The sequence below is a fragment of the Qipengyuania aquimaris genome (genome assembly GCF_009827445.1).
Classification (GTDB): Bacteria; Pseudomonadota; Alphaproteobacteria; order Sphingomonadales; family Sphingomonadaceae; genus Qipengyuania; species Qipengyuania aquimaris.
Map to the genome: position 1 here is coordinate 997,948 of NZ_WTYI01000001.1, position 23,508 is coordinate 1,021,455.

The following is a 23,508-nucleotide window of genomic DNA, read 5'->3' on the forward strand; positions in this document are numbered from 1 at the left end:
GCGATCTCCTAAGGTTGCCAGGCGTTGGCGATGTGGCGAGGGAATGCCCCGGGTGCAAGCAGGATCACGTCCACACGGATGTCTTCTCCATCGGCCGCATAGCGATGAGCGACGGATTCCGTTGCCGCCGCGACACGCGCAAGCCGCCGCTCGTCGATTGCATTATCGAGTTCCGCGCGCTTGCTGCGCCACTTCACCTCGATGAAGGCGACGATATTTCCGCGTTTAGCAACAAGATCGATTTCGCCTGCCTTGGTCTTCACCCGCTGGTCGAGGATGTGCCAGCCCTTCGCGCGCAGCCAGAAGGCTGCCCTCGCCTCGCCGTCTCTGCCGTTTCGTTCGGCAACTTGCCGTTTCATCCGGCCTTGAGATCCATGGCACGGGTATAAAGCGCCTTGCGGTCGAGACCTGTCGCTTTCGCCACGTGGCCGGCAGCCTGCGAAGGCTTCATCGTCATCAGGGCCTCGCGCAGCATATCGTCGGCATCCGCCTCGTTCGCCTGAACCGCCTCGGGCGGGCCGATAAGCAGCACGATCTCGCCGCGCGGAGGATTGGCGTCGTAATAGGCCATGAGACCGGAGGCGAAGCCGCGACGGCATTCCTCGTGCAGCTTGGTCAATTCGCGCGCGACGGCGATTTCCCTTTTCGGCAGGACGTCCTCGATCGTGGCCAGCGTTTTCAGCAGGCGCGGTGCGGTCTCATAAAACACCAGCGTAGCGTCGATCGCGGCAAGGTCTTCCAGAGTTTCCCTGCGTCCCTTTTCCTTCGAAGGCAGAAACCCTGCGAACAGGAAGCGGTCGTTCGGCAGCCCGGAAAGGGTCAGCCCCACCACGGCTGCGCAGGGCCCCGGAAGGCTGGTGACAGCTATGCCTTGCTCCCTGCAATCGTTGACGAGCCGATAGCCGGGATCGCTCACCATGGGTGTCCCTGCGTCGCTCACCAGTGCGACTGCCCTCGTCTGCATTGAATCGACCAGTCTCGAACGGTCCCGATGCTCGCTATGGTCGTCATAGCGCCACATCGGCTTCGAAATCCCGAGATGCTTGAGCAGCTTGCCTGTCACGCGCGTATCCTCGCAGGCGACCCCGTCGCAGCGGCGCAGGATATCGACAGCGCGCATCGTTATGTCGCCCAGATTGCCGATAGGGGTGGCAACGAGATAGAGACCGGGTGTAAGACTTTGGTCAGGCGCAGGGGATGCGGGTTCGCTCACATGCCTTCCATGACCAGCAAAAAGGGACGCGGCAAGGATGAAGCAGGCATTTATGAACCGGCGCGGTGCGATCGCAGCTTTCGGGGCTATGGCACTTTCGGGGTGCACGATCATTCCCAAGACAGCCGAACCCGCTCCGCCAACGCCGACGCCCGAGCCGAGTGCGACTAGCCTGCCGCAAGACGGGAAACGGCACCGTGTCGCGCTGCTGGTACCCATGTCCGGAGACAATGGTGCGGTCGGTCAGTCCATCGCGAATGCGACCACGATGGCCCTGCTCGACACGAATGCCGACAACATCCGCATCACGACCTACGACACTGCGCGCGACGCCCAGTCGGCCACGAATGAAGCGCTTGCCGACGGTAACCGCCTTATCCTCGGCCCCCTGCTGGGCAGCAATGTGACAGCCGTGCGCTCTACCGCAGCAGCAGCAAATGTGCCCATCATCAGCTTCTCAAACGACACCACGGTTGCCGGGCCCGGTGTCTTCATCATGGGGCACATCCCCGAGCAGTCCATCGCCCGCAGCGTCGAATATGCGCGCAACCAGGGCGCAAACACATTCGCCGTCCTTTCCCCCGAATCCGAGTATGGCAGGCGCGCGGAAGCGGCCCTGCAATCCGCCCTCTCTTCATACGGCGGTCGATTGATTGGTACCGAACGCTACACCCGCACGAATACATCGGTCGTAAGCGCCGCCGGAAGGCTCAAGACAATGGGCGGGTTCGACACAGTTCTTATCGCCGATGGGGGAACTCCCTCGATCCGCGGGGCACAAGCCATTGCGTCCCCCTCCCTGCGTATCCTCGGGACGGAGCGGTGGGCCGGCGAAAGCGCGCTTCTGCGGGTAGAGGCGCTGGAAGGTGCGCTGTTCTCTGCTGTGACGGACGGTCGTTATGGCGGTTTCGTCACCAGCTATGAGGCGCGCTTCGGCAGTCAGCCCTACCGGGTGGCCACCCTCGGCTATGACGCAGTCCTCCTGACGCTGCGTGCTGCCCGCGATTGGCAAGTCGGGCGTGATTTCCCGACCAATGTGCTGTTCCAGTCGGGCGGGTTCGACGGGATGGACGGTCCATTTCGCTTCCAGCGCAACGGTATTGTCGAGCGAGCACTTGAGGTGCGCTCGGTCAGCGATGGCGGGATAATCACCGTCTCCAGGGCACCGTCCGGCTTCTGACAGGCGGATAACATTCAGGTGGCGCTTGTGTGCGCGGATTCGCGCGCGATATAGCACTGACCATGTCCGACGATCTTTTCGAGAATACGCCCACATCGAGCGGCGATTACGACGCATCTTCCATCGAGGTCCTCGAAGGCCTTGAGCCGGTCCGCCGCCGCCCGGGCATGTATATCGGCGGGACTGACGATCGCGCCTTGCACCACCTCGTCGCCGAAGTGCTCGACAACGCGATGGACGAAGCGGTTGCGGGCCATGCCAGCAGGATCGAAATCCGGCTCGACGAGGGCAACAAGGTCACCATCAGTGACAACGGTCGCGGCATCCCGGTTGCAGAGCATCCGAAATATCCCGGCAAATCGACGCTGGAAGTCATCCTCACAACCTTGCACTCGGGCGGCAAGTTCTCGGGCAAGGCCTATGCGACCAGTGGCGGCCTGCACGGTGTCGGTGTCTCGGTCGTCAATGCGCTATCGGATTACACCCGCGTCGAGGTAGCCCGCGACAAGCAGCTTTTCGCACAGGAATTCTCCAAGGGGCATCCCACCGGCAAGCTGCAGGAGCTTGGCGCGACCCCAAACAGGCGCGGCACCACCGTTACCTTCACCCCGGATGCAGAAATCTTCGGCGACCGCGCCTTCAAGCCGAAACGGCTGTTCAAGCTCGCACGTTCGAAGGCGTATCTCTTCGCAGGGGTTGAGATCCGCTGGAAATGTGCCGAGGCTCTGGCAAGCGACGACGTTCCGGCAGAAGCCGTATTCAAGTTTCCGGGAGGACTTGCAGATCACCTTGCAGAACAGCTGGGCGGCCGCGAATGCGTCACCGCGCAGCCCTTTGCAGGCAACCAGGATTTTCCCGACGAGCAGGGCCGCGTGGAATGGGCCATCGCGTGGCCGCTATTCTCCGATGGGTCGACCAGCTGGTACTGCAACACCGTCCCCACTCCTGACGGCGGCACGCACGAACAGGGCCTGCGCGCAGCCCTGACTAAGGGACTTAGGGCCTTCGGTGAACTGACCGGGACGAAGAAGGCCAAGGACATCACCGCCGACGACGTGATGAACGGTGCCGAAATCATGCTGTCGGTCTTCATCCGCGATCCGCAATTCCAGAGCCAGACGAAGGATCGCCTGACTTCACCTGAGGCTGTGCGCCTGGTCGAGAACGCGGTCCGCGACCATTTCGACCACTTCCTTTCCGACAATATGGACCGCGGCAAGGCGCTGCTCGGCCAGGTCATGGAGCGGATGGACGAGCGCCTGCGCCGCAAGCAGGAACGCGAGATCAAGCGCAAGACCGCGACCAATGCCAAGAAGCTTCGCCTGCCCGGCAAGCTGACCGATTGCAGCGGCGAAGGCGACGGCGAGACGGAGCTGTTTATCGTCGAAGGGGATTCGGCAGGCGGCAGCGCCAAGCAGGCCCGCAACCGCAAGACGCAAGCTATCCTTCCCATTCGCGGCAAGATCCTGAATGTCGCCAGTGCTACTGCTGACAAGATCCGCGCCAATAGCGAAATCGCCGACCTGAGCCTGGCGATGGGTTGTGGGACCCGCAAGGATTGCGACGCGGAAAACCTGCGCTACGACCGCATCATCATCATGACCGACGCCGATGTCGACGGCGCGCACATCGCCACACTGCTCATGACGTTCTTCTTTCAGGAGATGACCGATATCGTGCGCAACGGTCATCTCTACCTTGCCCAGCCACCGCTGTACCGCCTGACTGCTGGCAAGGAGAGCCGCTATGCCCGTGACGACGAGCATCGCAAGGAGCTGGAAGAGACGGTTTTCAAGGGCAAGAAGGTCGATGTCGGCCGCTTCAAGGGCCTGGGCGAGATGAACCCTCAACAGCTGCGCGAAACGACCATGAACCCGGAGACGCGATCTCTTATCCGCATCACCCTGCCCCCGGAATTTGAGGACCGTGCAAAGGTCAAGGAACTGGTCGACCAACTCATGGGCCGAAATCCAGAGCACCGGTTCAATTTCATCCAAAACAATGCCGGTGAATTCGACCGCGAAATGATCGATGCCTGACGACAGGAACGAGCCTGGAGAACCGAACGAAGGCGATGTGATGGCGGGCGACCGCCGGATCGCCAGGGCGGATACGGCCCTTCCCGACTGGTACGCATCGGACGCTGCCTACCGGCCCATTCCCATTGCTTGGTTTGCAGGAGCACTTGTCCTGCAAGTCGTGGCCCAGCCAGCCTCCGTAATGCTGTTCTGGGGTCTGTTCGGTCTTCCACGACTCGCAGTCGTCGCAATCGCGCTCCTGATCAGCGGAATGATCTGGCAGTTTACCCGGGAACGGGGAATGTCTGGCGCGGGAAGACCCTGGCAGTGGGCCACGGGTCTCATGCTCGCATTCTTTTTCGGCATTACCGCACTGTCGATGCTCGGCTAGATCTCCGCATCGCCCATCCGGGTGTGCACATGCAATTCGCCTTCGAGAGTCCGATGAACCGGGCACTTGTCCGCAATCTCCAGCAGCCGAGCCCTTCGTTCGTCGTCGAGCGCGTCGCCGCGGATTGAAATTACCCTGTTGAGGGCCTGCATCTGCTTGCCTTCCTGCATCGCTTCCACGTGGTCGCACTCTTCTTCGTGCTTGCGTTCGTGCGTCACGTGGACACTGACGCCTTCCAGCGGCCAATTCTTGCGATCGGCATACATCTTCATCGTCATCGCCGTGCAAGCACCCAAAGCGGCATTGAGAAGGTCGTACGGCGTAGGTCCGCTATCATCGCCGCCATAGCTCTTCGGCTCGTCGGCAATGAACTGGTGCGAGACGGTGTGCACTTCCGTGCCGAATTTCCCGTGACCGGTACAGGCGACGATGCCTTCCTCCGGCATGGGCCAGTCCTCGCGCAGCGGAAGGTAGCGATGCGCCCATCCCGCGATGACCCGCGCCGCGAAGTCGGCGTCTTCTTCTCGCAGCAGCAAATGATCTGCACCCTCCAGGCTGACGAAGCTCTTCGGATGCTTGGCCGCCTGGAATAGCGCGCTGGCGTGTTCCACACCGACAATGGCATCGGTTGGGGAATGCAGGAACAGGAGCGGCTTTCTGAGCCGCTGAACCTCGTCGAGAAGGTCGATGTTCTCGACCCGCTCAAGGAATTCTCTCCCGAGGCAGAATTCCTGCCCACCGATCCGCACCTCGCCTTCACCCTTACTCCGGATCGCCTCGATATCTCCGTCGATATTGCGCAAAACGTGCGGGACATCGGAAGGTGCGCCGATGGTGGCAATGGCTGCAACTTGGTTAGTGCCGATTTCGTCTGCAGCAGCGAGGACGGCTGCTCCGCCAAGGCTATGCCCCACGAGCAGGATCGGTTGCTGGAAGCGCTCGACCATATAGGTCCCGGCCGCGACGAGATCGGAAACGTCCGCTGCAAATCCGGCCCTGCCGAATTCACCGCCGCTTCCGCCGAGGCCGGTAAAGTCGAAACGCAGTGTCGCGATACCCTCGCGGGCCAATGCGCGCGCCACCGCCACCGCAGCCCGGCTCTGTTTTGTGCAGGTGAAGCAATGGGCGAACAACGCCGCCCCGCGCACCAGCCCGGTCGGCATTTCCAGCGAGCCGGTCAGGTCATGGCCGGCGTCGGTCGCAATCGTCAGGTTTTCGGTCGGCATGTACCCTCCTTCGTCCTTGGGGATGCAAGTGTTACAACGCCCCCTTGCCCTAAGCGTGCCCTAGCCCTAACGCATCGCACAAGTTGCAAGGGAAAACCCATGTCCGAACAATCGACCGAACAGAACCGTTTCGAAGGTACCAGTTCCTATATTGCCACCGAAGACCTGAAGGTCGCGGTGAATGCTGCGGTGACGCTGCGCCGCCCGCTCCTCGTCAAGGGTGAGCCTGGCACCGGCAAGACCGTACTTGCGCATGAAATTTCGAAGGCGCTTGGCGCTCCGATGATCGAATGGAACGTCAAGTCGACGACCAAGGCGCAGCAGGGCCTCTACGAGTATGACGCAGTCGCTCGCTTGCGCGACGGCCAGCTTGGCGACGAGCGTGTCCATGACATTTCAAACTACATCAAGAAGGGCAAATTGTGGGAAGCGTTCACCTCGCCCGAGCTTCCCGTCCTGCTGATCGACGAGATCGACAAGGCCGACATCGAGTTTCCGAACGATCTCTTGCAGGAACTCGATCGTATGAGCTTTGACGTCTACGAAACGCATGAGCGGATCGAGGCCAAGGAACGCCCGATCGTCGTCATCACCTCGAACAACGAGAAGGAACTGCCCGACGCGTTCCTGCGCCGCTGCTTCTTCCATTACATCAAGTTCCCTGATCGCGACACTATGCGCGAGATCATCGAGGTGCACTATCCGGGCATCCAGAAGAACCTCGTCTCCAAGGCGATGGAGATCTTCTACGAATTGCGCGAAGTTCCGGGCCTGAAGAAGAAGCCCAGCACCAGCGAACTGCTGGACTGGCTGAAGCTCCTTCTAAACGAGGACATGCCGCTCGACGTGCTGCAGGACAGCAATCCGAACAGCGCGATCCCGCCGCTTCACGGAGCGCTGCTGAAGAATGAGCAGGACGTAATGATGTTCGAACGGCTTGCATTCATGGCGCGCCGCCAGCCCTAAAAATTCAGTCTACTCCAAACAGCGAAAAGGGCGCGTTCCGTTATCGGAGCGCGCCCTTTTCTCTTGGGGTATGTCGTTTAGTCGAGCGAGTAAGCCAGTTCGCTGTCGCCCCAGCGGCGACCGTTGATGATCAGCGGCACGTAGACGTTGCGAACGACCACGTAGTTCTTCCCGTCGCCTTCCTGGCGATAGACCGCCATCATATAGGGATCGGTGCTCTTCTTCGCGGCGACATCCACGCCTTCGAGCATGATGCGACCGTTGCGGCAGTATTTGGTGTCGTGCGTCACGTCGCCGGTAGGCTTGCGCGACCGGTCCGAAACGTGGGTGGGCAGGAAGCCGTTCATGTCTGCGGGCGAGCACATCATGATCGGGCCGCCTTCGGCAACCACCGAGTCGATGATCGGGCGCCAATTGCGGTCGGCCCAGTCGCTGAGCTTGTTGCGGAAGAGCTGCGGGTTGGTGCCCGGCACTTCCCTGTAATCCGTATCGAAGAACTGCTCCATAGTGAGCTCGCCCTTCTCGATCGCCTCTTCGGCGATACGAGCGAGGTTCTTCGCGTGATCGATTGCGCGCTCGACCAACTGGCTGTCCTGCGGAGAGAGGCCCGCCTTCACCAGCTTGTCGAACATGTCGCTCGCGGTCAGTTCGAGTTCTTCCATGCGATCGTGAGCGGTCGCCAGCTTGTTCTCGTTCTCGCTCGCGGCGCGGTCGAAGCTTTCGATGACGGCCGAAACACGGTCCACGTGTTCGGTCATCATGCCGGTTGCACGCGCGATCTGGTCATTCTGCTGGTCGACCTCCTCGACCAGCTGGGAAACGCCCGAAATCGTGGCGTCGATGCTTGCGACCGAACTCTTCGCTTCGTTCGATGCCTTGGCGCCCGCTTCGATACGTTCGATAACGGTTGCAGCCTCGGTGCCGAGGGTCTCGATCACGTCGGAGATTTCGTCCGTCGCCTTGCGCGTTTCGCCGGCGAGGGATTTCACCTCATTGGCAACCACCGCAAAGGTGCGGCCGGCTTCGCCAGCGCGCATCGCTTCGATGGTCGCGTTGAGGGCAAGGATATTGGTGGTCTCGGCGATCTGCTCGATGTCCTGCGAACAGCGCTTCACCTGGTCCATTGCCGCTGCGAAACCGGTGACATGGGTGGCCAGCGTTTCGACCAGGTCGAGAAGGTTGGTGATCTGGCTAAGGGACGACTGGATCTGCGTGGTGCCCTGCCCCAACCGCTCGATCGCGCGAGCGGACAGGAGACGCGCTTCGTCGGATGCCTCGGCAACCTTGCGCTGATCCTTTTCGAGTTCGCTGACCGTTCCCTGGAGTTCGGCATGTTCGGCACGCAGGATTCCTGAGCTGTCGATTACCGCCTGTACGATACCGGCCACATCGGAACACCCGACCGTGACCTTGCCGCACGCCTCCGGAATCGACTCGATGCTCGCCGCTTTCGAAGCATCAACAACGCTAAGTTCCATTTGATACGATCCCTTTGTCCCCGTTCTGCGTGAGGGGTCTAAACGGAAGTGGTTATCAGCGGGTTAAGGCAAATCCGCACTTTCCCGTTTGCGCAGCGCGGCAGGATGGGTAGGACAATCCCATGTTCTTCAATTTCGTCGACGAACTTCGCGCTGCGGGCATTCCCGCGAGCTTCAAGGAACACCTCACCTTGCTGGAGGCCTTGGACAAGGACGTTATCGAGCAATCGCCCGAGGCGTTCTACTACCTCAGCCGCGCGACCTTCGTGAAAGACGAAGGGTTGATCGACCGGTTCGACCAGGTTTTCTCAAAGGTCTTCAAGGGCATCCTCACCGATTACGGTCAGAACCCGGTCGATGTGCCGGAAGACTGGCTGAAAGCGGTGGCCGAGAAATTCCTGTCTGAAGAAGAGATGGAGAAGATCAAGTCGCTGGGCGACTGGGACGAGATAATGGAGACGCTGAAGAAGCGCCTCGAAGAGCAGGAAAAGCGTCACCAAGGCGGCAACAAGTGGATCGGCACGGGCGGTACCTCGCCCTTCGGTAACTCCGGCTACAACCCGGAAGGCGTCCGCATCGGCGGCGAAAGCAAGCACAAGCGCGCGATCAAGGTCTGGGACAAGCGCGAGTTCAAGAACCTCGACAACACCAAGGAACTCGGCACGCGCAACATCAAGATGGCGCTACGCCGACTGCGCCGCTTTGCCCGCGAAGGCGCGGCTGACGAACTGGATCTCGACGCGACCATCGACGGCACGGCCAAGCAGGGCTGGCTCGACATCCGGATGCGTCCGGAGAGGCACAATGCGGTGAAGCTTCTGCTTTTCCTCGACGTTGGCGGATCGATGGATCCCTTCATCAAGGTGACCGAAGAGCTGTTCAGCGCGGCCACCAGCGAGTTCAAGAATCTGGAATTTTTCTACTTCCACAACTGCCTTTACGAAGGCGTCTGGAAGGACAACCGCCGTCGCTGGCAGGAGCGCACCAAGACCTGGGATGTGCTCCACAAATACGGGCACGATTACAAGATCGTCTTTGTGGGCGATGCGGCGATGAGCCCCTATGAAATCACCCATCCGGGCGGCAGCGTCGAACATATGAACGAGGAAGCCGGCGACACGTGGATGCAGCGAGTGGTGAACACCTATCCGGCCACCGTCTGGCTCAATCCCGTCCCTGAAAAGCAGTGGGGCTATTCGCAGTCGACGAAGATCATGAAGCAGCTGGTCAACGACCGCATGTATCCCCTCACCCTCGACGGGCTGGACGATGCCATGCGCGAGTTGAGCCGCAAGCAGGGCTAATCGAGAAACCTAACTGTAGATCAGGTACGGCGCGATGGTCTCGCGCCACGCCGCCTCGTCGGCGTTCGCCAAATCATCGAGATCGCCCGGGTCCGCCTCGCTATCGTCGACCCATTCGCGCAGTGACGGACCGCCGTTGATCACGTCGATCGCAAGCCGGTCGAACTCGTATTCATAAGGGAAATCACGCCACATTTCGTAGTCCGGATAGAGGTTGCGGATGGCCTTGAAGGCCAGCGCCTGCAATCGCCAAGGCTTGAACTCATGGTGGTCGTAAAACGGGCCTTCTGCGTGAATCATCAGCGCGTTACAGAGCGAACCTGAGTGCTTGTGAAAGGTTGGTTCGAACCAGCATTCGCGCAGGTGGCAGCCCCTCAGCCAGCTCGGCGCCATTTCCTGCATGGTCGATAGCACCGCGGCGGCATCTACATCGGGTGCCCCGAATAATACCTCGAGCGGACGGGTCGTGCCCCTGCCCTCGCTCAAGGTAGTCCCTTCGAGCATGACCGTGCCCGCATAGGCCCGCGCCATGTTGACATTGGCCGCATTCGGACTGGGATTGATCCAGATCCGGTCTTCCGGCCAACCGAAGCCGGGCCCCCTGCCCGGCTTCCACCCTTCCATTTCGATGACGCGATATTCGACGTCGAGCTTGAAGTGATCGACGAACCAGCGCCCCATTTCACCCATCGTGAGGCCGTGCCGCATCGGCATCGGGGCCGCACCGACGAAGCTTTCCTGGCCAGGGACCAGCAATGTTCCTTCAACGGGACCGCCTGCCGGGTTGGGACGATCGAGGACCCAGACTTCCTTACCAGCCTTGGCGGCCTCTTCCAGCAGGTAGAGCAGCGTCGTCACGAAGGTGTAGATGCGGCAACCAAGATCCTGGAGGTCGAACAGGAACACATCCGCCGTGCTCATCATCTGGCCGGTCGGGCGGCGCACTTCGCCATAAAGGCTGAAGATCGGGATGCCGTGGCGCGGATCGGTCTCGTCCGCGGTTTCGACCATATTGTCCTGCTTATCGCCCTTCAAACCATGCTGGGGTCCGAATGCCGAGGTGACATTGACCCCCTTGGCGATCAGCGCATCGAGCGAATGCTCGAGCTGCGCAGTGACCGAGGCGGGATGCGCCACGAGAGAAACGCGCTTGCCGTCGAGCTGGGCGCGAAGGTCGGACTCCGTAAGGAGACGATCGATGCCGAATTTCATGCCGCGCTGGGTGCCGCAAGCCTTGCCGCGAAGCAAGCCGGATCATGGAAATCTGGCTGATCTTTCGCATGTTTCATCGCCCAGAAGCTTTTGATGCCGCCCTCTTCTTCCAGAACACAGGTGACCCCCATCTCCTGTTCGTCGTAGGAAATCGTACTCGCCGGGATCGCGCCATCGAACACGGCGAAGGCCTTTCCAGGCCGCATGGTGCAGTCGGGCGCACGAGGTACATGCCTCTCCCTCATGCCTTCGCGATAATCCTCGAAATCGTAGGCGTTCCACCCTTCCGAGGGAGACAGGTTCCACTCGGTGTAGGACTGCGCACCGGGTCCTTTCAGGAAAATCTCGAAACAGGTCGTTTTCCAGAGCTGGTCGCGGCGCTTGCGCCCGACGAATGGTGGCAGGAAAAGTCGACCGGCATTTTCGATCCTCCACCTCACCCGCAGCCACTGCGAATCGCGCTGGAGGACCCGCGCCTCGACCGATGACACCGCCAAAGGTGGAAATGCTGGATGCGCAATCAGTTCATGCGTTTGCATGCGAGCATCTTCCTGCTAGCGGCGACGTGTCATGAGTAGCTATCAATCCGATCTCCTGCGCGTGCTCGACGAGCGCGGCTATATCCACCAGGTCACCGATGCCGAGGGGCTGGACAGCCTCGCGACCAAGGGCGTCGTGCCGGGCTATATCGGCTTCGATGCTACCGCGCCAAGCCTGCATGTCGGCAGCCTCGTGCAGATCATGATGCTGCGCCGCCTCCAGCAATCCGGCCACAAGCCGATCGTGGTTATGGGCGGCGGCACAACCAAGGTGGGCGATCCGTCCGGCAAGGACGAAAGCCGCAAGATGCTGACCGATGCGGATATCGATGCGAACATCGCAGGCATTCGCAAGGTCTTCGAACGCCTGCTGACCTTTGGCGATGGCCCCACCGATGCAGTGATGGTGAACAATGACGAATGGCTAAGCCAGCTCGGTTATATCGAGTTGCTGCGCGACGTCGGCCCGCACTTCACAATCAACCGGATGCTGACATTCGATTCGGTGAAGCTGCGCCTCGATCGCGAACAGCCGCTGACCTTCCTCGAATTCAACTACATGATCCTGCAGGCCTACGATTACCGCGAGCTGGCACAGCGGTACTGTTGCCGCCTCCAGATGGGCGGCAGCGACCAGTGGGGCAATATCGTCAACGGCATGGAACTCGCCCGCCGTATGGACGGCACCGACCTTTTCGGGCTGACCACACCGCTGCTGACCACCGCCGACGGCGCGAAGATGGGCAAGACCGCTTCGGGTGCGATCTGGCTCAACGAGGAGCAGCTGCCGAATTACGACTTCTGGCAATACTGGCGCAATGCGGACGACCGTGACGTGGGCCGTTTCCTGCGCTTGTTCACGGACTTGCCGCTCGACGAGATTGCGCGTCTCGAACAGCTTGAAGGCGCCGAAATCAACCACGCAAAAACGGTCCTCGCCAACGAGGTTACCAGGCTAGTCCGCGGCGAAGGCGCGGCCAAACTTGCCGAGAAGACCGCTGCGGAGACGTTTGCCGGCGGTGGTGCCGGTGCGGACCTGCCGACTCTCGAAGTTGGCGCGGAAGGTATGCGCATCGGCGCGGCGCTGACCGCACTGGGTTTCACTGCGTCCAATGGCGAAGCGAAGCGCAAGCTGGCAGAGGGCGCGGTGAAGATCGACGGAGATACCATCAGCGACCCCGGATACCTTGTCGAGGTGGCCGAAGGAGCGGAATCGAAGCTGTCGCTGGGGAAGAAAAAGCACGCAATCCTGCGGCGCTGAAGCCTCCTGAATTGAATAAGAGCAGCGGTTAACCGGATATTTGCCTTTCCGGTGCATCTTTATCGCCAGCTTAATTCAACAAGGGATCGTATCGCATGAGTGCCGGAGCACAACTCAGCGTCACCGACCAGCGCCGCATGGCGCGTCACCCGGTCGACCACCCGGTCATTGCCGAACACCACGGCAAAGGCGACATGCGCATGCATATTGCCAATATCTCGGCCAATGGCTTCATGATCGACGACGCCGAAGACGTATCGCGCGGAGATCGTGTCGTGGTTCGCCTTCCGGTCATCGGTCGTATCGAGGCCTATTGCATCTGGTGCCGCGACAACCGCGCCGGTTTCCAGTTCGAGCGTATCATCCGCGTTGACGACTTCCTCTCGCTGATCGACACGGTCCAACCGAACCCGCGCCTGCGCAAACTGCGCTGAGCCGCAACAATCATTTCTAAACGCGCAAGCAGGCGTCTCTTCACAAGCGAAGGGGCGCCTGTCATGCGTCAGGGGTGACGCTGGAAGAAACCCCCTCCCCCGACCGGTCCCCGCTGCGGATCGCGAACTTCCGGTCCTATTGGATATCGCGCCTGTCGATGACGCTGGCGCAATACGCGATGATGCTGATCATCGGGTGGCAGACCTACAATATCGCACGCGACGGCGGGATGGGCGTTGCCGAAGCGTCGGGCCAGCTGGCACTGATCGGCCTGCTTCAATTCGTTCCGCTGTTCCTGCTGACGCCCTTTTCCGGCTGGGCTGCCGACCATTTCGATCGCCGCAATCTGGGCAGGTTGACGGTCCTCCTTCAGCTCGTTTGCGCAGCCCTGCTCGCCTGGCTGACGTGGAGCGGAGCGCTCTCGCTGGCCTGGATCTTCGGCGTGGCCGTCCTTCTCGGCATTGCCCGCGCATTTGCAGGCCCTGCCTTGTCCGCACTCGCACCCAACCTGGTGCCCAAGGCCATCCTGCCCAACGCCATCGCCCTGTCCAGCATATCTTGGCAGGTCGGTATGATCGTGGGTCCGGCGGTTGGCGGCTATTTCTACGCCGTTCAGCCCTTTCTGCCCTATGCCGTTGCAGTCGGCCTGTTCCTCGTCTCGATCACCGCGCTTTCGATGATAGGCAAGGTTCCCCAGCCACCGCGCGCCGTAAACCAGCGCCCGATCCATTCGATGGTGGAGGGTTTGCGCTATGTCGTTCGTAACAAGATGGTGCTTGGCGCGATCACGCTCGACCTATTCGCGGTATTCCTTGCTGGTGCGACAGCGCTGTTTCCCGTGTACGCGCGCGACATTCTGGAGGTCGGCGAGACTGGCCTCGCCCAGCTCGCCATGGCCCCAGCGGTAGGCGCGGCCCTGACCGCTCTGTGGTTTTCGTTCCGCCCCCTCAGGAGCAATGTCGGACCCAAGATGTTATGGGCTGTCGCGATATTCGGCGCCGCGACCATCGTTTTCGGCCTGTCCAAGTCGATGCCGCTCAGCCTTGCCATGCTGTTAATCGTCGGGGCGGCTGATATGTTCAGCGTGTACATCCGCCAGTCGCTGATCCAGCTGCACACACCCGACGACAAACGCGGCCGCGTTTCTTCGGTGAGCCTTCTGACCATCAGCGCCTCGAACGAGTTCGGCGATTTCTTCTCCGGCAGCCTCGCCTATGCCATCGGCCCTGTGGCAGCGGTTGTCGGCGGCGGCGGAGGCGCTATCCTGACAGTCGCCCTATGGTCGAAAATCTTTCCGGTTCTGCGCACGACGCGGACCTTCGACCCGCCTGATGAATTGAACCAAGAGACACCCGATAAAAAGCTGCAGGAGCAGACCCAATGAAAGCCCAGTCCGTCCTCGAAACCATCGGTGGAACTCCGCATATCCGCCTCGCCCGACTGTTTCCCGACCACGAAGTCTGGGTGAAGAGCGAGCGCACCAATCCCGGCGGATCGATCAAGGACCGCATCGGTCTTGCCATGGTCGAGGATGCGGAAAAAGCCGGACTGCTCAAGCCCGGCGGCACGATCATTGAACCTACCAGCGGCAACACCGGTATCGGCCTCGCGATGGCCGCAGCGGTTAAAGGCTATACGCTGATCCTGGTCATGCCCGAAAGCATGAGCATCGAGCGGCGGCGCCTGATGCTCGCCTATGGTGCGAAGTTCGACCTCACCCCCAAGGAAGGCGGCATGAAGGGCGCAATCGCCCGCGCGCACGAGCTGGTTGAACAGACCGAAGGCGCATGGATGCCGAGCCAGTTCGACAACCCGTCGAACTACGAAGTGCACAAGCGCACGACCGCACAGGAAATCCTCGCCGACTTCGCCGACGAACCGATCGACGTGATGATTACCGGCGTCGGGACCGGCGGCCACCTGACCGGCTGTGCCGAGGTGCTGAAGGAAAAATGGCCTGCGATGAAGGCATTCGCGGTCGAGCCTGCGGCATCGCCGGTGATCAGCGGCGGACAGCCGGGCCCGCACCCGATCCAGGGTATCGGCGCAGGCTTCGTGCCGGAGAACCTCCACACGCAGGCTATCGACGGCGCGATCCAGGTCGACCCGGAAGATGCCAAGGAATGGGCCCGCAAATGCGCGACCACGGAAGGCATCCTCGTCGGTATTTCCAGCGGCGCAACGCTGGCCGCAATCGCCAAGAAGCTGCCCGAACTGGACAGCGGCGCGCGGATCATGGGATTCAACTACGATACCGGCGAACGGTATCTCTCCGTGCCCGACTTCCTGCCGGAATAGGCCCTTGGACTGTGCCCTAAGGGTTTTTGCCTAGGGCACGGTCCAGACAATTTTTCGCAGCCGGACGGACACTTGCCCGCATTGAGCCACGATCAATGACGGGAAGAACGAGTGCTACAGGAAACCAAAATGTCGGCAGAACCGCTGCTTTCGCCGGAAGTCGATGCCATGCGCATGGCGTGTGCCGCCGGGCTCACCGGCGGTAATCTCGCCCTGGCCCTGCTCGAACAGAGCGAGGATTGCATCAAGCTCCTCACGCTGCAGGGCGAGCTGGACTACATGAATTGCGGCGGGTTGAGGGCGATGGAAATCTCCGACTTCGGAGAGGTCAAAGGCCAGCCATGGTGGTCCTTGTGGCCTCAGGAACACCGCGACCTTGTGCGCGAAAGCTTCAATCGAGCTGTCTCCGGCCATGAACGCCATTTCACCGCCGATTGCCCCACGGCGGCAGGGACACCGCGCCGGTGGAGCGTTCATCTCAAGCCCCTCGTAGCGCCTGCAGGACCCGTCGTGGCTGTCCTGTGCACATCGCGGGATATTACCGGGATGGCGCAGCTCGCTGCCTAGAGGCCGCAAACGAAAAGGGGCGGCTCGATGGCCGCCCCTCACCGAATTTATTGTCGTGCCGGATCAGGCCGCGGTCTGGAAAGCCTCTTCGCCCAGAGCCATCATGCTGTCTGCACCTGCTTCCAGCTTGCGGCGCAGGGCACCGGCATCGGGAAGATAGCGGTCCATGTAGTAGCGCGCGGTAGCGAGCTTCTGTTCGTAGAACGCCTTGTCGTCGCCTGCGCCGTCGACCTTGGCCGCAGCGATCTTGGCCATTTTGAGCCACATGAGGCCCAGCGTCACGATTCCCATGATGTGCATGTAATGATGCGCGCCGGCGCCCAGATGATTGGGGTTCTGCATCGCATTGTTCATGAACCACATCGTGGCAGCCTGCTGCTGGCCCAGAGCCTTTTCGAGCTGCTCTGCCATGTCCTTGGTCGCTTCGACTTTCTTCGCCGCAGCGATTTCCTCGCCGACGACCTTGAAGAATGCCTGCACAGCAGCGCCGCCTTTCTGGGCAAGCTTGCGTCCGCAAAGGTCCATCGCCTGAACGCCGTTCGTGCCTTCGTAGATCTGCGCGATACGCGCGTCGCGGACGAACTGGCTCATGCCCCATTCCTCGATGTAGCCGTGGCCGCCGAAGACCTGCTGCATGTTGGTGGCGACTTCATAACCCTTGTCGGTGCCATAGCCCTTGATGACCGGCGTCATGAGCCCGATCAGCAGGTCGGCCTGCTCGCGCTCTTCCTCGGTCTGGGCCTTATGCGTGAGGTCCACGAGGAGCGCGCCCCACAGGCACAGGGCTCGCATGCCTTCGGTGAAGGCCTTTGCGTCCATCAGCATACGGCGAACGTCGGGGTGGACGAAGATCGGGTCGGCCTGCGCTTCGGGCTCTGCCGGTCCACTGAGTGCGCGGCCCTGACGACGATCGAGCGCATAGGCGACCGCGTTCTGATATGCAGCTTCTGCCTGGCTGAGACCCTGGATGCCCACGCCGAGGCGCGCTGCGTTCATCATGATGAACATGGCGGCGAGGCCCTTGTTCTCTTCGCCGACCATCCAGCCCGTCGCGCCGTCGTAGTTGAGCACGCAGGTCGAGTTGCCATGGATGCCCATCTTTTCCTCGATCGAACCGCACGAAACGCCGTTGCGCTCGCCCGGAGTACCGTCATCGTTCACGATGAACTTGGGAACGACGAACAGTGAAATGCCCTTGGTCGAATCCGGTGCACCCGGCGTCTTCGCCAGCACGAGGTGGATGATATTGTCCGCCATGTCGTGTTCGCCGGCGGAGATGAAGATCTTGGTGCCCGTGAGCGCATAGGAACCGTCACCGTTCGGCACGGCCTTGGTGCGGATCATGCCCAGATCTGTTCCGCAATGCGGCTCGGTCAGGTTCATGGTGCCGGTCCACTCGTTGGAGATCATCTTCGGGAGATACTTCTCCTTCTGCTCCTGCGACCCCTTGGCGATCAGCGCCGAAATCGCGCCATTGGTGAGGCCCGGATACATGCCGAATGCCTGGTTGGCGCTGGCGATGTATTCTTCCATCACGAAGCCAAGAACGTGCGGCATGCCCTGCCCGCCGAATTCTTCCGGCGCGGCAATCGTGCCCCAACCCGCCTCGCGGAACTGGTCAAAAGCTTCCTTGAAGCCCGGAGGCGTTGTGACCGATCCGTCTTCGTTGCGCACGCAGCCGTGCTCATCGCCGATGCGATTGAGCGGAGCCAGCACTTCGGCACAGAACTTTCCGCCTTCGTTGATGACTGCTTCGGTCACATCTTCGCTGACCATTTCGAAACCTGGCAGGTTTCCGTAGCTGCCGAGTTCCAGCAGCTCGTTCACGACGAAGCGGGTGTCACGGGTGGGTGCGGTGTAGATTGGCATGTCTAGTCCTTGGAGAGATATCTAATCGTGTGGCGGAAGTCTCGCCGGGGAGGTATTGGAAACTACTCGACCTGGTCTTCGACCAGGCTGATGAACTCGGTCAGTTCCTTTATGGAACTGTCGATGTCCGCGCGCTGCGCTTTGAGCTTTGCAACATGGCGGCGGCACTTCTCGAGCGTGACACGGCGCTGTTCGGCGCGTCCGTCATCGAGATCGTATAGATCGATCATTTCGCGGATTTCTGTGAGCGAGAAGCCGACGTTCTTCGCCCGCATGATCCAAGCGAGGCGCGCGCGATCACGCTTGGAATAAATCCGCGTCAGGCCGACCCTGGAGGGAGCGATAAGCCCCTCGTCCTCGTAGAAACGCAGCGCCCTAGCCGTGCACTCGAACTCGCTCGTCAGATCGGAGATTGAGTATTGCTCACGTTCGAGCTTGTCCGGACGTTCGAGGTGGGCACCGGCATGACGGCGATCGGAATCTTCGTTTGCGGTAGGACTTCTGAGAGGCTGGGACATACCCCTCTTCTAACGCAACGTTTACGTAAGCGTCAAGTGTTGACGGGTTGGAGAACGCCATCCTCAAGCTTGCGATAAAAACAGCGGGTAGCCCCTGTGTGGCACGTCGGACCGGCGGGGCTGCATTCCAGGACCAACGCATCCTGGTCACAGTCGACCATTATCTTTCCCACTCGCAGCACATTCCCGGACGTTTCGCCTTTCAGCCAAAGCTTGCCCCGAGACCGGGAATGAAAGTGCGCCAACCCGCTATCCAGCGTCTTGTCGAGGGCCTCCGCGTCCATGAACGCGACCATCAGGACCTCGCGATTCGCTGCGTTCACGACGACCGCGGTAAGTAATCCGTTCGCATCGAACTTGGGCGCGAAGACCTTTCCCTGCTCACGTTCGGTCTTGGAAATGCTCATGGAATGGTCCGTTTTGTAAAAATACGACAGCTTGTTGCACGATAACCACAAGGGTGTTTCAAAATCGACCCAAATTTCGAATGCCTATTCAATGAACGCCGGGTTTGGGTGATGTTCCCTCTCGCAGGCAATGTGAAGTCTGCCAACCGGATCACGGGTATCGCGAGATAGCTCAGGTTCAGGGGGTCCCGGGTCCGCTGCCGCATGGGGGTACTAATGCGGCGCATCCGGTAACGATGAGGGATAGGACCCGATGCACACTGGGGGGTTTGCATCATGTCGCAAGACGGGTCCGGTGTATTTCGTCACGTGGCGCCCGGGACCGGAAGGTTCCGGGCGTTTCGGTTATTGGGAACGACGCTTTTGCGTGGCGCTTCCAAGTGCCTCGTCGAGGACCCGCGAGAAACAACAGATCACGACCGACTTCGCTCCTGCCCGCTTTAAGACGCGGACGCAGGCCTCGCTTGTCGCGCCGCTGGTCAGCACGTCGTCGACCAGAAGGATATCCCGACCTTCAAGCTGAGCCACCATTGGTGCGCGCACCTTTATCGCACCGCCGACAACCTTCGCACGGGCTTTAGCGCCCATTCCGCCGAGGCTGGGTGTCGCCCGGGTGCGTTCGAGCGCCTCAACCAAGAGCCTGCCCCGCCCTGCCCGTTCAAGTTCCCTCCCCAACAGTGCCGCCTGGTTGAAGCCGCGTGTCCACAGGCGCCAGCGATGCAGGGGTACGGGGACGATCAGCCGTCTTTCCGACCCCGTCGGGACACGCGCCGCCATTAACCGGGCAAGCAAAGGCGCGAGGCCGATCTTGCGTCCATGCTTGAAGCCGAGGACGAGCTTGCGCGAAACGTCCGTGTACAGCGTTCCGGCAGCGATACCGTCGTGGATAGGCTTCTTGCCGAGGCATGGTGCGCATATCCGCTCCTGCTCGGGCGAACCTTCGCCGAATGGGCGCTGGCACAGGCTGCAACACGGATCGCCGGGTATGGCTAGATCGCTCCAGCATTCCTGACACAGACCGCCATGTTCACCGATCGCATCACCGCAAGCGGGACAGCGCGGCGGATAGACAAGGTTTACGACGGGAGCCGAGCCTTCGCGCAGATGCTTCCCGATTATGGCTAATCTCCCCATGCCGATGTCGTGCCGCGCTTGCATCGCGCTGGCAAGAGCGGCAGTGCGCCCAGCATGGAAACACGGTCGCCTCCCCGCATTTTCTCGCGCCAACGCCGGATCGCCGGCCTGCGCCGCCTGCTAGTAAGCCAGTCCCAGCGCGATGCGGCGCGCTACGTCATGGACGACATGGTCGAGGACGTACTCGAGCGCCTCGAGTTTATGCGACTTGCGCCGAAGCGCGTGCTGGTGATCGGAGACTGGACCGGGACGCTGGCCCTGTCGTTGAGGGGCAACGGCGCAGCGGTCGAAGAAACGGACGTGCGCAGCCTCGATGAAGAGGCGCCGCTACCCAACGGACAGTTCGAACTGATCGTCAGCCTGGCCTCGCTCGGCCGGGTGAACGACCTGCCGGGCGCCCTGCTCCACCTGCGCGCCGCACTGGTTGAGGATGGCATCCTGCTCGCCAGCATGATCGGCGCGGGAAGCCTTGCGAACCTGCGCCGTGCCATGATCGCTGCCGAACCGGATCGCCCCTCGGCACGGATGCATCCGCTGGTCGATAACACTTCGGCATCGGGGCTCATGCAAAGAGCCCTGTTCCGCCGCCAGGTGGTCGACAGCCGGAGCGTGGAGGTCGCCTTCTCCTCGCTCGATCGCCTGGTGCAGGACCTTCGCGACCAGGGCCTCGGCTCCAGCCTTGCTTCTGCGCCCCCGCCGCTCGGCAAGGCAGCTCTGGAAAGAGCGCGAGAGGCGTTCCTCGCCGGCGCGAACGATCAGGGCCGGGTCATCGAAACTTTCGAGATTTTAACCCTAACCGGCTGGAAAGACTAGCGCAGGTTCGCCTGCGCCGCTGCCAGCCTTGCGATCGGCACGCGGTATGGCGAGGCGCTGACGTAATCGAGCCCGGTAGCCTCGCAGAACGCGATACTGGCCGGATCGCCACCGTGTTCGCCGCAGATGCCGAGCTTGATATCGCCGCGCGTCGCCCTGCCCCGCTCTGCCGCCAGTTCGACCAGCTGGCCCACGCCATCGACATCGAGGCTGACGAAGGGATCGCGCGCGAAAATGCCCTTGTCGACATAGGTCGTGAGGAAGCGGCCAGCATCGTCGCGGCTGACGCCGAGCGTGGTCTGGGTGAGGTCGTTCGTCCCGAAGCTGAAGAATTCACCGACTTCGGCAATTTCGCCCGCCATCAGCGCCGCACGCGGCAGTTCGATCATCGTGCCGACAAGGTAATCGACCGTGCAGCCGGAGGTTTCGAAGACCGACTGGGCCGCCTTGTCGACGATGTCCTTGAGCAGTTCCAATTCGCGGCGGGTGGCCACTAGCGGGATCATGATTTCCGGGACAGGAGCCTCGCCGCTAGCCTTGGCGACTTCGCAGGCCGCCTCGAAAATGGCGCGCGCCTGCATCTCGTAAATCTCGGGATAGGTAATTCCGAGACGGCAGCCACGATGACCCAGCATCGGGTTGAATTCGTGCAATTCGCCCGCGCGGCGGCGCAGCTTTTCGACGTCGAGACCGGTGGCCCTCGCCAGTTCCTCGAACTCCGTATCGCCATGCGGCAGGAATTCATGCAGCGGCGGGTCGAGCAGGCGGATGGTGCAGGGAAGCCCCGCCATGACCTCGAAAATCTTGACAAAATCGCTGCGCTGTTCGGGCAAAAGCTGGTCCAGCGCCGCGCGGCGTCCGGCCTCGTTTTCGGCCAAAATCATCTGACGCACCAGGCTGATGCGGTCCGCATCGAAGAACATGTGCTCGGTCCGGCAAAGACCGATGCCTTCCGCACCGAACTGGCGCGCCATACGGCATTCGGTTTCCGTCTCCGCATTGGTCCGCACGCGCATCCGGCGGTGCTTGTCGGCCCATTCCATCAGCGTGCCAAAGTCGCCGGCAAGCTCGGGCTCGATCGTCGCGACTTCGCCCGCCATGACCTGGCCGTTGGCGCCGTCGATCGTGATCGTATCACCTTCCTTCAGCTCGCGATCGCCGATGGTGAGCGTGCGCCCTTCCCGCGCAATCGCCACCTGCGAGGCACCGGAGACGCACGGACGGCCCATTCCGCGAGCGACGACTGCCGCATGGCTCGTCATACCCCCGCGCGCGGTCAGGATGCCGGTCGCCGCATGCATGCCGTGAATGTCTTCCGGACTGGTTTCGACGCGCACGAGGATGACCTTCTCACCGCGATTGGCCCACAGTTCCGCCGTATCGGCATCGAGCACGATCTTGCCGCTTGCCGCACCGGGCGAGGCAGGCAGGCCGGTGGTCAGCACATCGCGCGGCGCCTCGGGGTCGAGCGTGGGGTGGAGCAGCTGGTCCAATGCCATGGGATCGACGCGCAGGATCGCGGTCTTCTCGTCGATCAGCCCTTCGCCGACCATGTCCACTGCCAGCTTCAGCGCGGCCTTGGCCGTGCGCTTGCCGTTACGGGTCTGCAGCAGCCACAGCTTGCCCTGCTGCACCGTGAATTCGATGTCCTGCATGTCGGTGTAATGCCGTTCCAGCAGGTCGAACAGGCGCGCCAGTTCGGCATAGGCTTCGGGCATCGCCTCTTCCATGCTCAGCGGCTTGGCACCTGCCGCCTCGCGCGCAGCCTTGGTCAGGTATTGCGGCGTGCGGATACCGGCTACCACGTCCTCGCCCTGCGCATTGACCAGCCATTCGCCGTAATATGCTTTCTCGCCGGTCGACGGGTTGCGGGTGAAGGCGACGCCGGTCGCGCTGGTGTCGCCCATATTGCCGAACACCATGGCCTGCACATTGACGGCAGTGCCCATGTCGTGCGGGATGTCGTTGAGCCGGCGATAGACCTTCGCGCGCTCGCTGTCCCAGCTGTCGAACACGGCGCGGATGGCACCCCACAATTGCTCGGTCGGGTCCTGCGGGAACGGCGCGTCGTGCTCTTCGGCGACGATACGCTTGTATTCGGCGACCAGCACCTTCCAGTCATCGGCCGACATTTCCGTGTCGGCGTAGAAACCGTTGTCTTCCTTCGTGATTTCGAGCGCTTCTTCGAACAAGCCGTGATCGAGACCGAGCACCACGTCGGAATACATCTGGATGAAGCGGCGGTAGCTGTCCCAGGCGAAGCGTTCGTCGCCCGACGTCTTCGCGAGGCCTTCCACCGTCTCGTCGTTGAGGCCGAGGTTGAGGACGGTGTCCATCATACCCGGCATCGAAACCGCCGCGCCCGAACGTACCGAGACGAGCAGCGGATCGGCCGCATCGCCAAACCCCTTGCCCACCGTGCGTTCGATATGGGTCAGAGCGTCTTCGATCGCCTTGCGCAGTTCGGGCGCGAACTCGCCGCCATGCTCGAGGTATTTGAGGCATTCCTCGGTGGCGATGGTAAAGCCGGGAGGGACCGGCAAGCCGATGCTGGCCATTTCGGCAAGGTTCGCGCCCTTGCCGCCGGTGACTGTCTTGTCCTTCTGCCGGGCATTCGTATGCGGAGCATCGCCGCCGAAGGTGAAGACTGTATCCGTCACGTAATATCCCTCAAAGTTT

At 61.5% G+C, this 23,508-nt stretch carries 22 protein-coding genes; 11 read left to right on the plus strand and 11 right to left on the minus strand.

All coding sequences use genetic code 11. The annotated features are described in order from the left end of the window. Positions 1 to 8: 8 nt before the first annotated feature. Both GRI34_RS04890 and rsmI read right to left on the minus strand, forming a co-directional pair. Positions 9 to 359, minus strand: coding sequence for a YraN family protein (locus tag GRI34_RS04890; protein ID WP_160594984.1), 351 nt, complete (start codon positions 357 to 359; stop codon positions 9 to 11). Next, positions 356 to 1,213 carry a 16S rRNA (cytidine(1402)-2'-O)-methyltransferase gene (gene rsmI / locus GRI34_RS04895; RefSeq protein WP_325065185.1) on the minus strand — a complete coding sequence of 286 codons (858 nt, stop codon included), beginning with the start codon at positions 1,211 to 1,213 and terminating at the stop codon, positions 356 to 358. Before rsmI ends, GRI34_RS04890 begins: the two co-directional genes overlap by 4 nt. A 37-nt stretch (positions 1,214 to 1,250) precedes the next feature. On the opposite strand from rsmI, the gene GRI34_RS04900 reads away from it, so the two are divergent. From GRI34_RS04900 to GRI34_RS04910, 3 genes are all read left to right on the plus strand, one after another. Beyond that, positions 1,251 to 2,393 (plus strand): penicillin-binding protein activator, encoded by a 1,143-nt coding sequence (locus GRI34_RS04900; protein ID WP_234028149.1) that lies wholly within the window; start codon positions 1,251 to 1,253, stop codon positions 2,391 to 2,393. Positions 2,394 to 2,455: 62 nt separating this feature from the next. Beyond that, positions 2,456 to 4,432 (plus strand): DNA topoisomerase IV subunit B, encoded by a 1,977-nt coding sequence (parE, locus tag GRI34_RS04905; RefSeq protein ID WP_160594987.1) that lies wholly within the window; start codon positions 2,456 to 2,458, stop codon positions 4,430 to 4,432. Next, positions 4,425 to 4,802, plus strand: coding sequence for a hypothetical protein (locus tag GRI34_RS04910; RefSeq protein WP_160594988.1), 378 nt, complete (start codon positions 4,425 to 4,427; stop codon positions 4,800 to 4,802). Before parE ends, GRI34_RS04910 begins: the two co-directional genes overlap by 8 nt. Here the strand turns inward: GRI34_RS04910 and GRI34_RS04915 are convergent. Beyond that, positions 4,799 to 6,028 carry a bifunctional alpha/beta hydrolase/OsmC family protein gene (locus GRI34_RS04915; protein WP_160594989.1) on the minus strand — a complete coding sequence of 410 codons (1,230 nt, stop codon included), beginning with the start codon at positions 6,026 to 6,028 and terminating at the stop codon, positions 4,799 to 4,801. The genes GRI34_RS04910 and GRI34_RS04915 overlap by 4 nt on opposite strands. 99 nt (positions 6,029 to 6,127) lie before the next feature. Here GRI34_RS04915 and GRI34_RS04920 point away from each other — a divergent pair, with 99 nt between their 5' ends. Further along, the gene (locus tag GRI34_RS04920; RefSeq protein WP_160594990.1) at positions 6,128 to 6,994 is read left to right on the plus strand and encodes an AAA family ATPase; all 867 of its coding nucleotides are present in this window, start codon (positions 6,128 to 6,130) and stop codon (positions 6,992 to 6,994) included. 77 nt (positions 6,995 to 7,071) lie between these two features. On the opposite strand, the gene GRI34_RS04925 is transcribed toward GRI34_RS04920, so the two are convergent. Continuing rightward, positions 7,072 to 8,472: a methyl-accepting chemotaxis protein gene (locus tag GRI34_RS04925; protein ID WP_160594991.1), complete on the minus strand. Its 1,401-nt coding sequence runs from the start codon at positions 8,470 to 8,472 to the stop codon at positions 7,072 to 7,074. Between the two features lie 122 nt (positions 8,473 to 8,594). Here GRI34_RS04925 and GRI34_RS04930 point away from each other — a divergent pair, with 122 nt between their 5' ends. Then, positions 8,595 to 9,776 (plus strand): vWA domain-containing protein, encoded by a 1,182-nt coding sequence (locus tag GRI34_RS04930; RefSeq protein WP_160594992.1) that lies wholly within the window; start codon positions 8,595 to 8,597, stop codon positions 9,774 to 9,776. Between the two features lie 9 nt (positions 9,777 to 9,785). On the opposite strand, the gene GRI34_RS04935 is transcribed toward GRI34_RS04930, so the two are convergent. Together GRI34_RS04935 and GRI34_RS04940 are read right to left on the minus strand one after the other, a co-directional pair. Continuing rightward, the gene (locus GRI34_RS04935) at positions 9,786 to 10,988 is read right to left on the minus strand and encodes an exo-beta-N-acetylmuramidase NamZ family protein (protein WP_160594993.1); all 1,203 of its coding nucleotides are present in this window, start codon (positions 10,986 to 10,988) and stop codon (positions 9,786 to 9,788) included. Next, the gene (locus tag GRI34_RS04940) at positions 10,985 to 11,527 is read right to left on the minus strand and encodes a DOMON-like domain-containing protein (protein WP_160594994.1); all 543 of its coding nucleotides are present in this window, start codon (positions 11,525 to 11,527) and stop codon (positions 10,985 to 10,987) included. Before GRI34_RS04940 ends, GRI34_RS04935 begins: the two co-directional genes overlap by 4 nt. Before the next feature lie 31 nt (positions 11,528 to 11,558). On the opposite strand from GRI34_RS04940, the gene tyrS reads away from it, so the two are divergent. The 5 genes from tyrS (at position 11,559) to GRI34_RS04965 (ending at position 16,088) form a co-directional block, all read left to right on the plus strand. Further along, the gene (gene tyrS, locus GRI34_RS04945; RefSeq protein ID WP_160594995.1) at positions 11,559 to 12,788 is read left to right on the plus strand and encodes a tyrosine--tRNA ligase; all 1,230 of its coding nucleotides are present in this window, start codon (positions 11,559 to 11,561) and stop codon (positions 12,786 to 12,788) included. A 95-nt stretch (positions 12,789 to 12,883) separates the two neighbouring features. Further along, positions 12,884 to 13,222: a PilZ domain-containing protein gene (locus tag GRI34_RS04950; protein WP_090483034.1), complete on the plus strand. Its 339-nt coding sequence runs from the start codon at positions 12,884 to 12,886 to the stop codon at positions 13,220 to 13,222. 158 nt (positions 13,223 to 13,380) lie between these two features. Beyond that, positions 13,381 to 14,607, plus strand: coding sequence for an MFS transporter (locus GRI34_RS04955; protein WP_407692140.1), 1,227 nt, complete (start codon positions 13,381 to 13,383; stop codon positions 14,605 to 14,607). Then, positions 14,604 to 15,521 carry a cysteine synthase A gene (gene cysK / locus GRI34_RS04960; RefSeq protein ID WP_160594996.1) on the plus strand — a complete coding sequence of 306 codons (918 nt, stop codon included), beginning with the start codon at positions 14,604 to 14,606 and terminating at the stop codon, positions 15,519 to 15,521. The genes GRI34_RS04955 and cysK overlap by 4 nt, the downstream gene beginning before the upstream one ends. Positions 15,522 to 15,650: 129 nt before the next feature. Beyond that, complete coding sequence (locus tag GRI34_RS04965; RefSeq protein ID WP_160594997.1) at positions 15,651 to 16,088, plus strand: PAS domain-containing protein; 438 nt, start codon at positions 15,651 to 15,653, stop codon at positions 16,086 to 16,088. A gap of 63 nt (positions 16,089 to 16,151) precedes the next feature. Here the strand turns inward: GRI34_RS04965 and GRI34_RS04970 are convergent, their stop codons facing one another. The 4 genes from GRI34_RS04970 to GRI34_RS04985 all read right to left on the minus strand — a co-directional run bounded on the left by GRI34_RS04970 (position 16,152) and on the right by GRI34_RS04985 (position 20,016). Beyond that, on the minus strand, positions 16,152 to 17,957 hold the full coding sequence (locus GRI34_RS04970) for an acyl-CoA dehydrogenase C-terminal domain-containing protein (RefSeq protein ID WP_160594998.1): 1,806 nt from the start codon (positions 17,955 to 17,957) through the stop codon (positions 16,152 to 16,154). A 62-nt stretch (positions 17,958 to 18,019) separates the two neighbouring features. Further along, a complete protein-coding gene (locus tag GRI34_RS04975) occupies positions 18,020 to 18,475 on the minus strand; it encodes a MerR family transcriptional regulator (protein WP_160594999.1) in 456 nt (151 codons plus the stop codon). A gap of 32 nt (positions 18,476 to 18,507) precedes the next feature. Beyond that, positions 18,508 to 18,882 carry a phosphoribosyl-AMP cyclohydrolase gene (gene hisI / locus GRI34_RS04980; protein ID WP_160595000.1) on the minus strand — a complete coding sequence of 125 codons (375 nt, stop codon included), beginning with the start codon at positions 18,880 to 18,882 and terminating at the stop codon, positions 18,508 to 18,510. Between the two features lie 345 nt (positions 18,883 to 19,227). Continuing rightward, on the minus strand, positions 19,228 to 20,016 hold the full coding sequence (locus tag GRI34_RS04985; RefSeq protein WP_234028150.1) for a ComF family protein: 789 nt from the start codon (positions 20,014 to 20,016) through the stop codon (positions 19,228 to 19,230). A gap of 54 nt (positions 20,017 to 20,070) precedes the next feature. On the opposite strand from GRI34_RS04985, the gene GRI34_RS04990 reads away from it, so the two are divergent. Beyond that, positions 20,071 to 20,829 carry a methyltransferase domain-containing protein gene (locus GRI34_RS04990; RefSeq protein ID WP_160595002.1) on the plus strand — a complete coding sequence of 253 codons (759 nt, stop codon included), beginning with the start codon at positions 20,071 to 20,073 and terminating at the stop codon, positions 20,827 to 20,829. Here GRI34_RS04990 and ppdK read toward each other — a convergent pair. Continuing rightward, positions 20,826 to 23,489, minus strand: coding sequence for a pyruvate, phosphate dikinase (gene ppdK / locus GRI34_RS04995; protein WP_160595003.1), 2,664 nt, complete (start codon positions 23,487 to 23,489; stop codon positions 20,826 to 20,828). The two genes, GRI34_RS04990 and ppdK, sit on opposite strands and share 4 nt — an antisense overlap. Positions 23,490 to 23,508 lie beyond the last annotated feature (19 nt).

Bases quoted from the DNA above. Each gene is read 5' to 3' on its own strand.
- GRI34_RS04890 (WP_160594984.1), bottom strand. From the start codon at position 359: ATGAAACGGCAAGTTGCCGAACGAAACGGCAGAGACGGCGAGGCGAGG.
- GRI34_RS04900 (WP_234028149.1), top strand. From the start codon at position 1,251: ATGAAGCAGGCATTTATGAACCGGCGCGGTGCGATCGCAGCTTTCGGG.
- parE (WP_160594987.1), top strand. From the start codon at position 2,456: ATGTCCGACGATCTTTTCGAGAATACGCCCACATCGAGCGGCGATTAC.
- GRI34_RS04910 (WP_160594988.1), top strand. From the start codon at position 4,425: ATGCCTGACGACAGGAACGAGCCTGGAGAACCGAACGAAGGCGATGTG.
- GRI34_RS04915 (WP_160594989.1), bottom strand. From the start codon at position 6,028: ATGCCGACCGAAAACCTGACGATTGCGACCGACGCCGGCCATGACCTG.
- GRI34_RS04920 (WP_160594990.1), top strand. From the start codon at position 6,128: ATGTCCGAACAATCGACCGAACAGAACCGTTTCGAAGGTACCAGTTCC.
- GRI34_RS04925 (WP_160594991.1), bottom strand. From the start codon at position 8,472: ATGGAACTTAGCGTTGTTGATGCTTCGAAAGCGGCGAGCATCGAGTCG.
- GRI34_RS04930 (WP_160594992.1), top strand. From the start codon at position 8,595: ATGTTCTTCAATTTCGTCGACGAACTTCGCGCTGCGGGCATTCCCGCG.
- GRI34_RS04935 (WP_160594993.1), bottom strand. From the start codon at position 10,988: ATGAAATTCGGCATCGATCGTCTCCTTACGGAGTCCGACCTTCGCGCC.
- GRI34_RS04940 (WP_160594994.1), bottom strand. From the start codon at position 11,527: ATGCAAACGCATGAACTGATTGCGCATCCAGCATTTCCACCTTTGGCG.
- tyrS (WP_160594995.1), top strand. From the start codon at position 11,559: ATGAGTAGCTATCAATCCGATCTCCTGCGCGTGCTCGACGAGCGCGGC.
- GRI34_RS04950 (WP_090483034.1), top strand. From the start codon at position 12,884: ATGAGTGCCGGAGCACAACTCAGCGTCACCGACCAGCGCCGCATGGCG.
- GRI34_RS04955 (WP_407692140.1), top strand. From the start codon at position 13,381: ATGACGCTGGCGCAATACGCGATGATGCTGATCATCGGGTGGCAGACC.
- cysK (WP_160594996.1), top strand. From the start codon at position 14,604: ATGAAAGCCCAGTCCGTCCTCGAAACCATCGGTGGAACTCCGCATATC.
- GRI34_RS04965 (WP_160594997.1), top strand. From the start codon at position 15,651: ATGTCGGCAGAACCGCTGCTTTCGCCGGAAGTCGATGCCATGCGCATG.
- GRI34_RS04970 (WP_160594998.1), bottom strand. From the start codon at position 17,957: ATGCCAATCTACACCGCACCCACCCGTGACACCCGCTTCGTCGTGAAC.
- GRI34_RS04975 (WP_160594999.1), bottom strand. From the start codon at position 18,475: ATGTCCCAGCCTCTCAGAAGTCCTACCGCAAACGAAGATTCCGATCGC.
- hisI (WP_160595000.1), bottom strand. From the start codon at position 18,882: ATGAGCATTTCCAAGACCGAACGTGAGCAGGGAAAGGTCTTCGCGCCC.
- GRI34_RS04985 (WP_234028150.1), bottom strand. From the start codon at position 20,016: ATGGGGAGATTAGCCATAATCGGGAAGCATCTGCGCGAAGGCTCGGCT.
- GRI34_RS04990 (WP_160595002.1), top strand. From the start codon at position 20,071: ATGGAAACACGGTCGCCTCCCCGCATTTTCTCGCGCCAACGCCGGATC.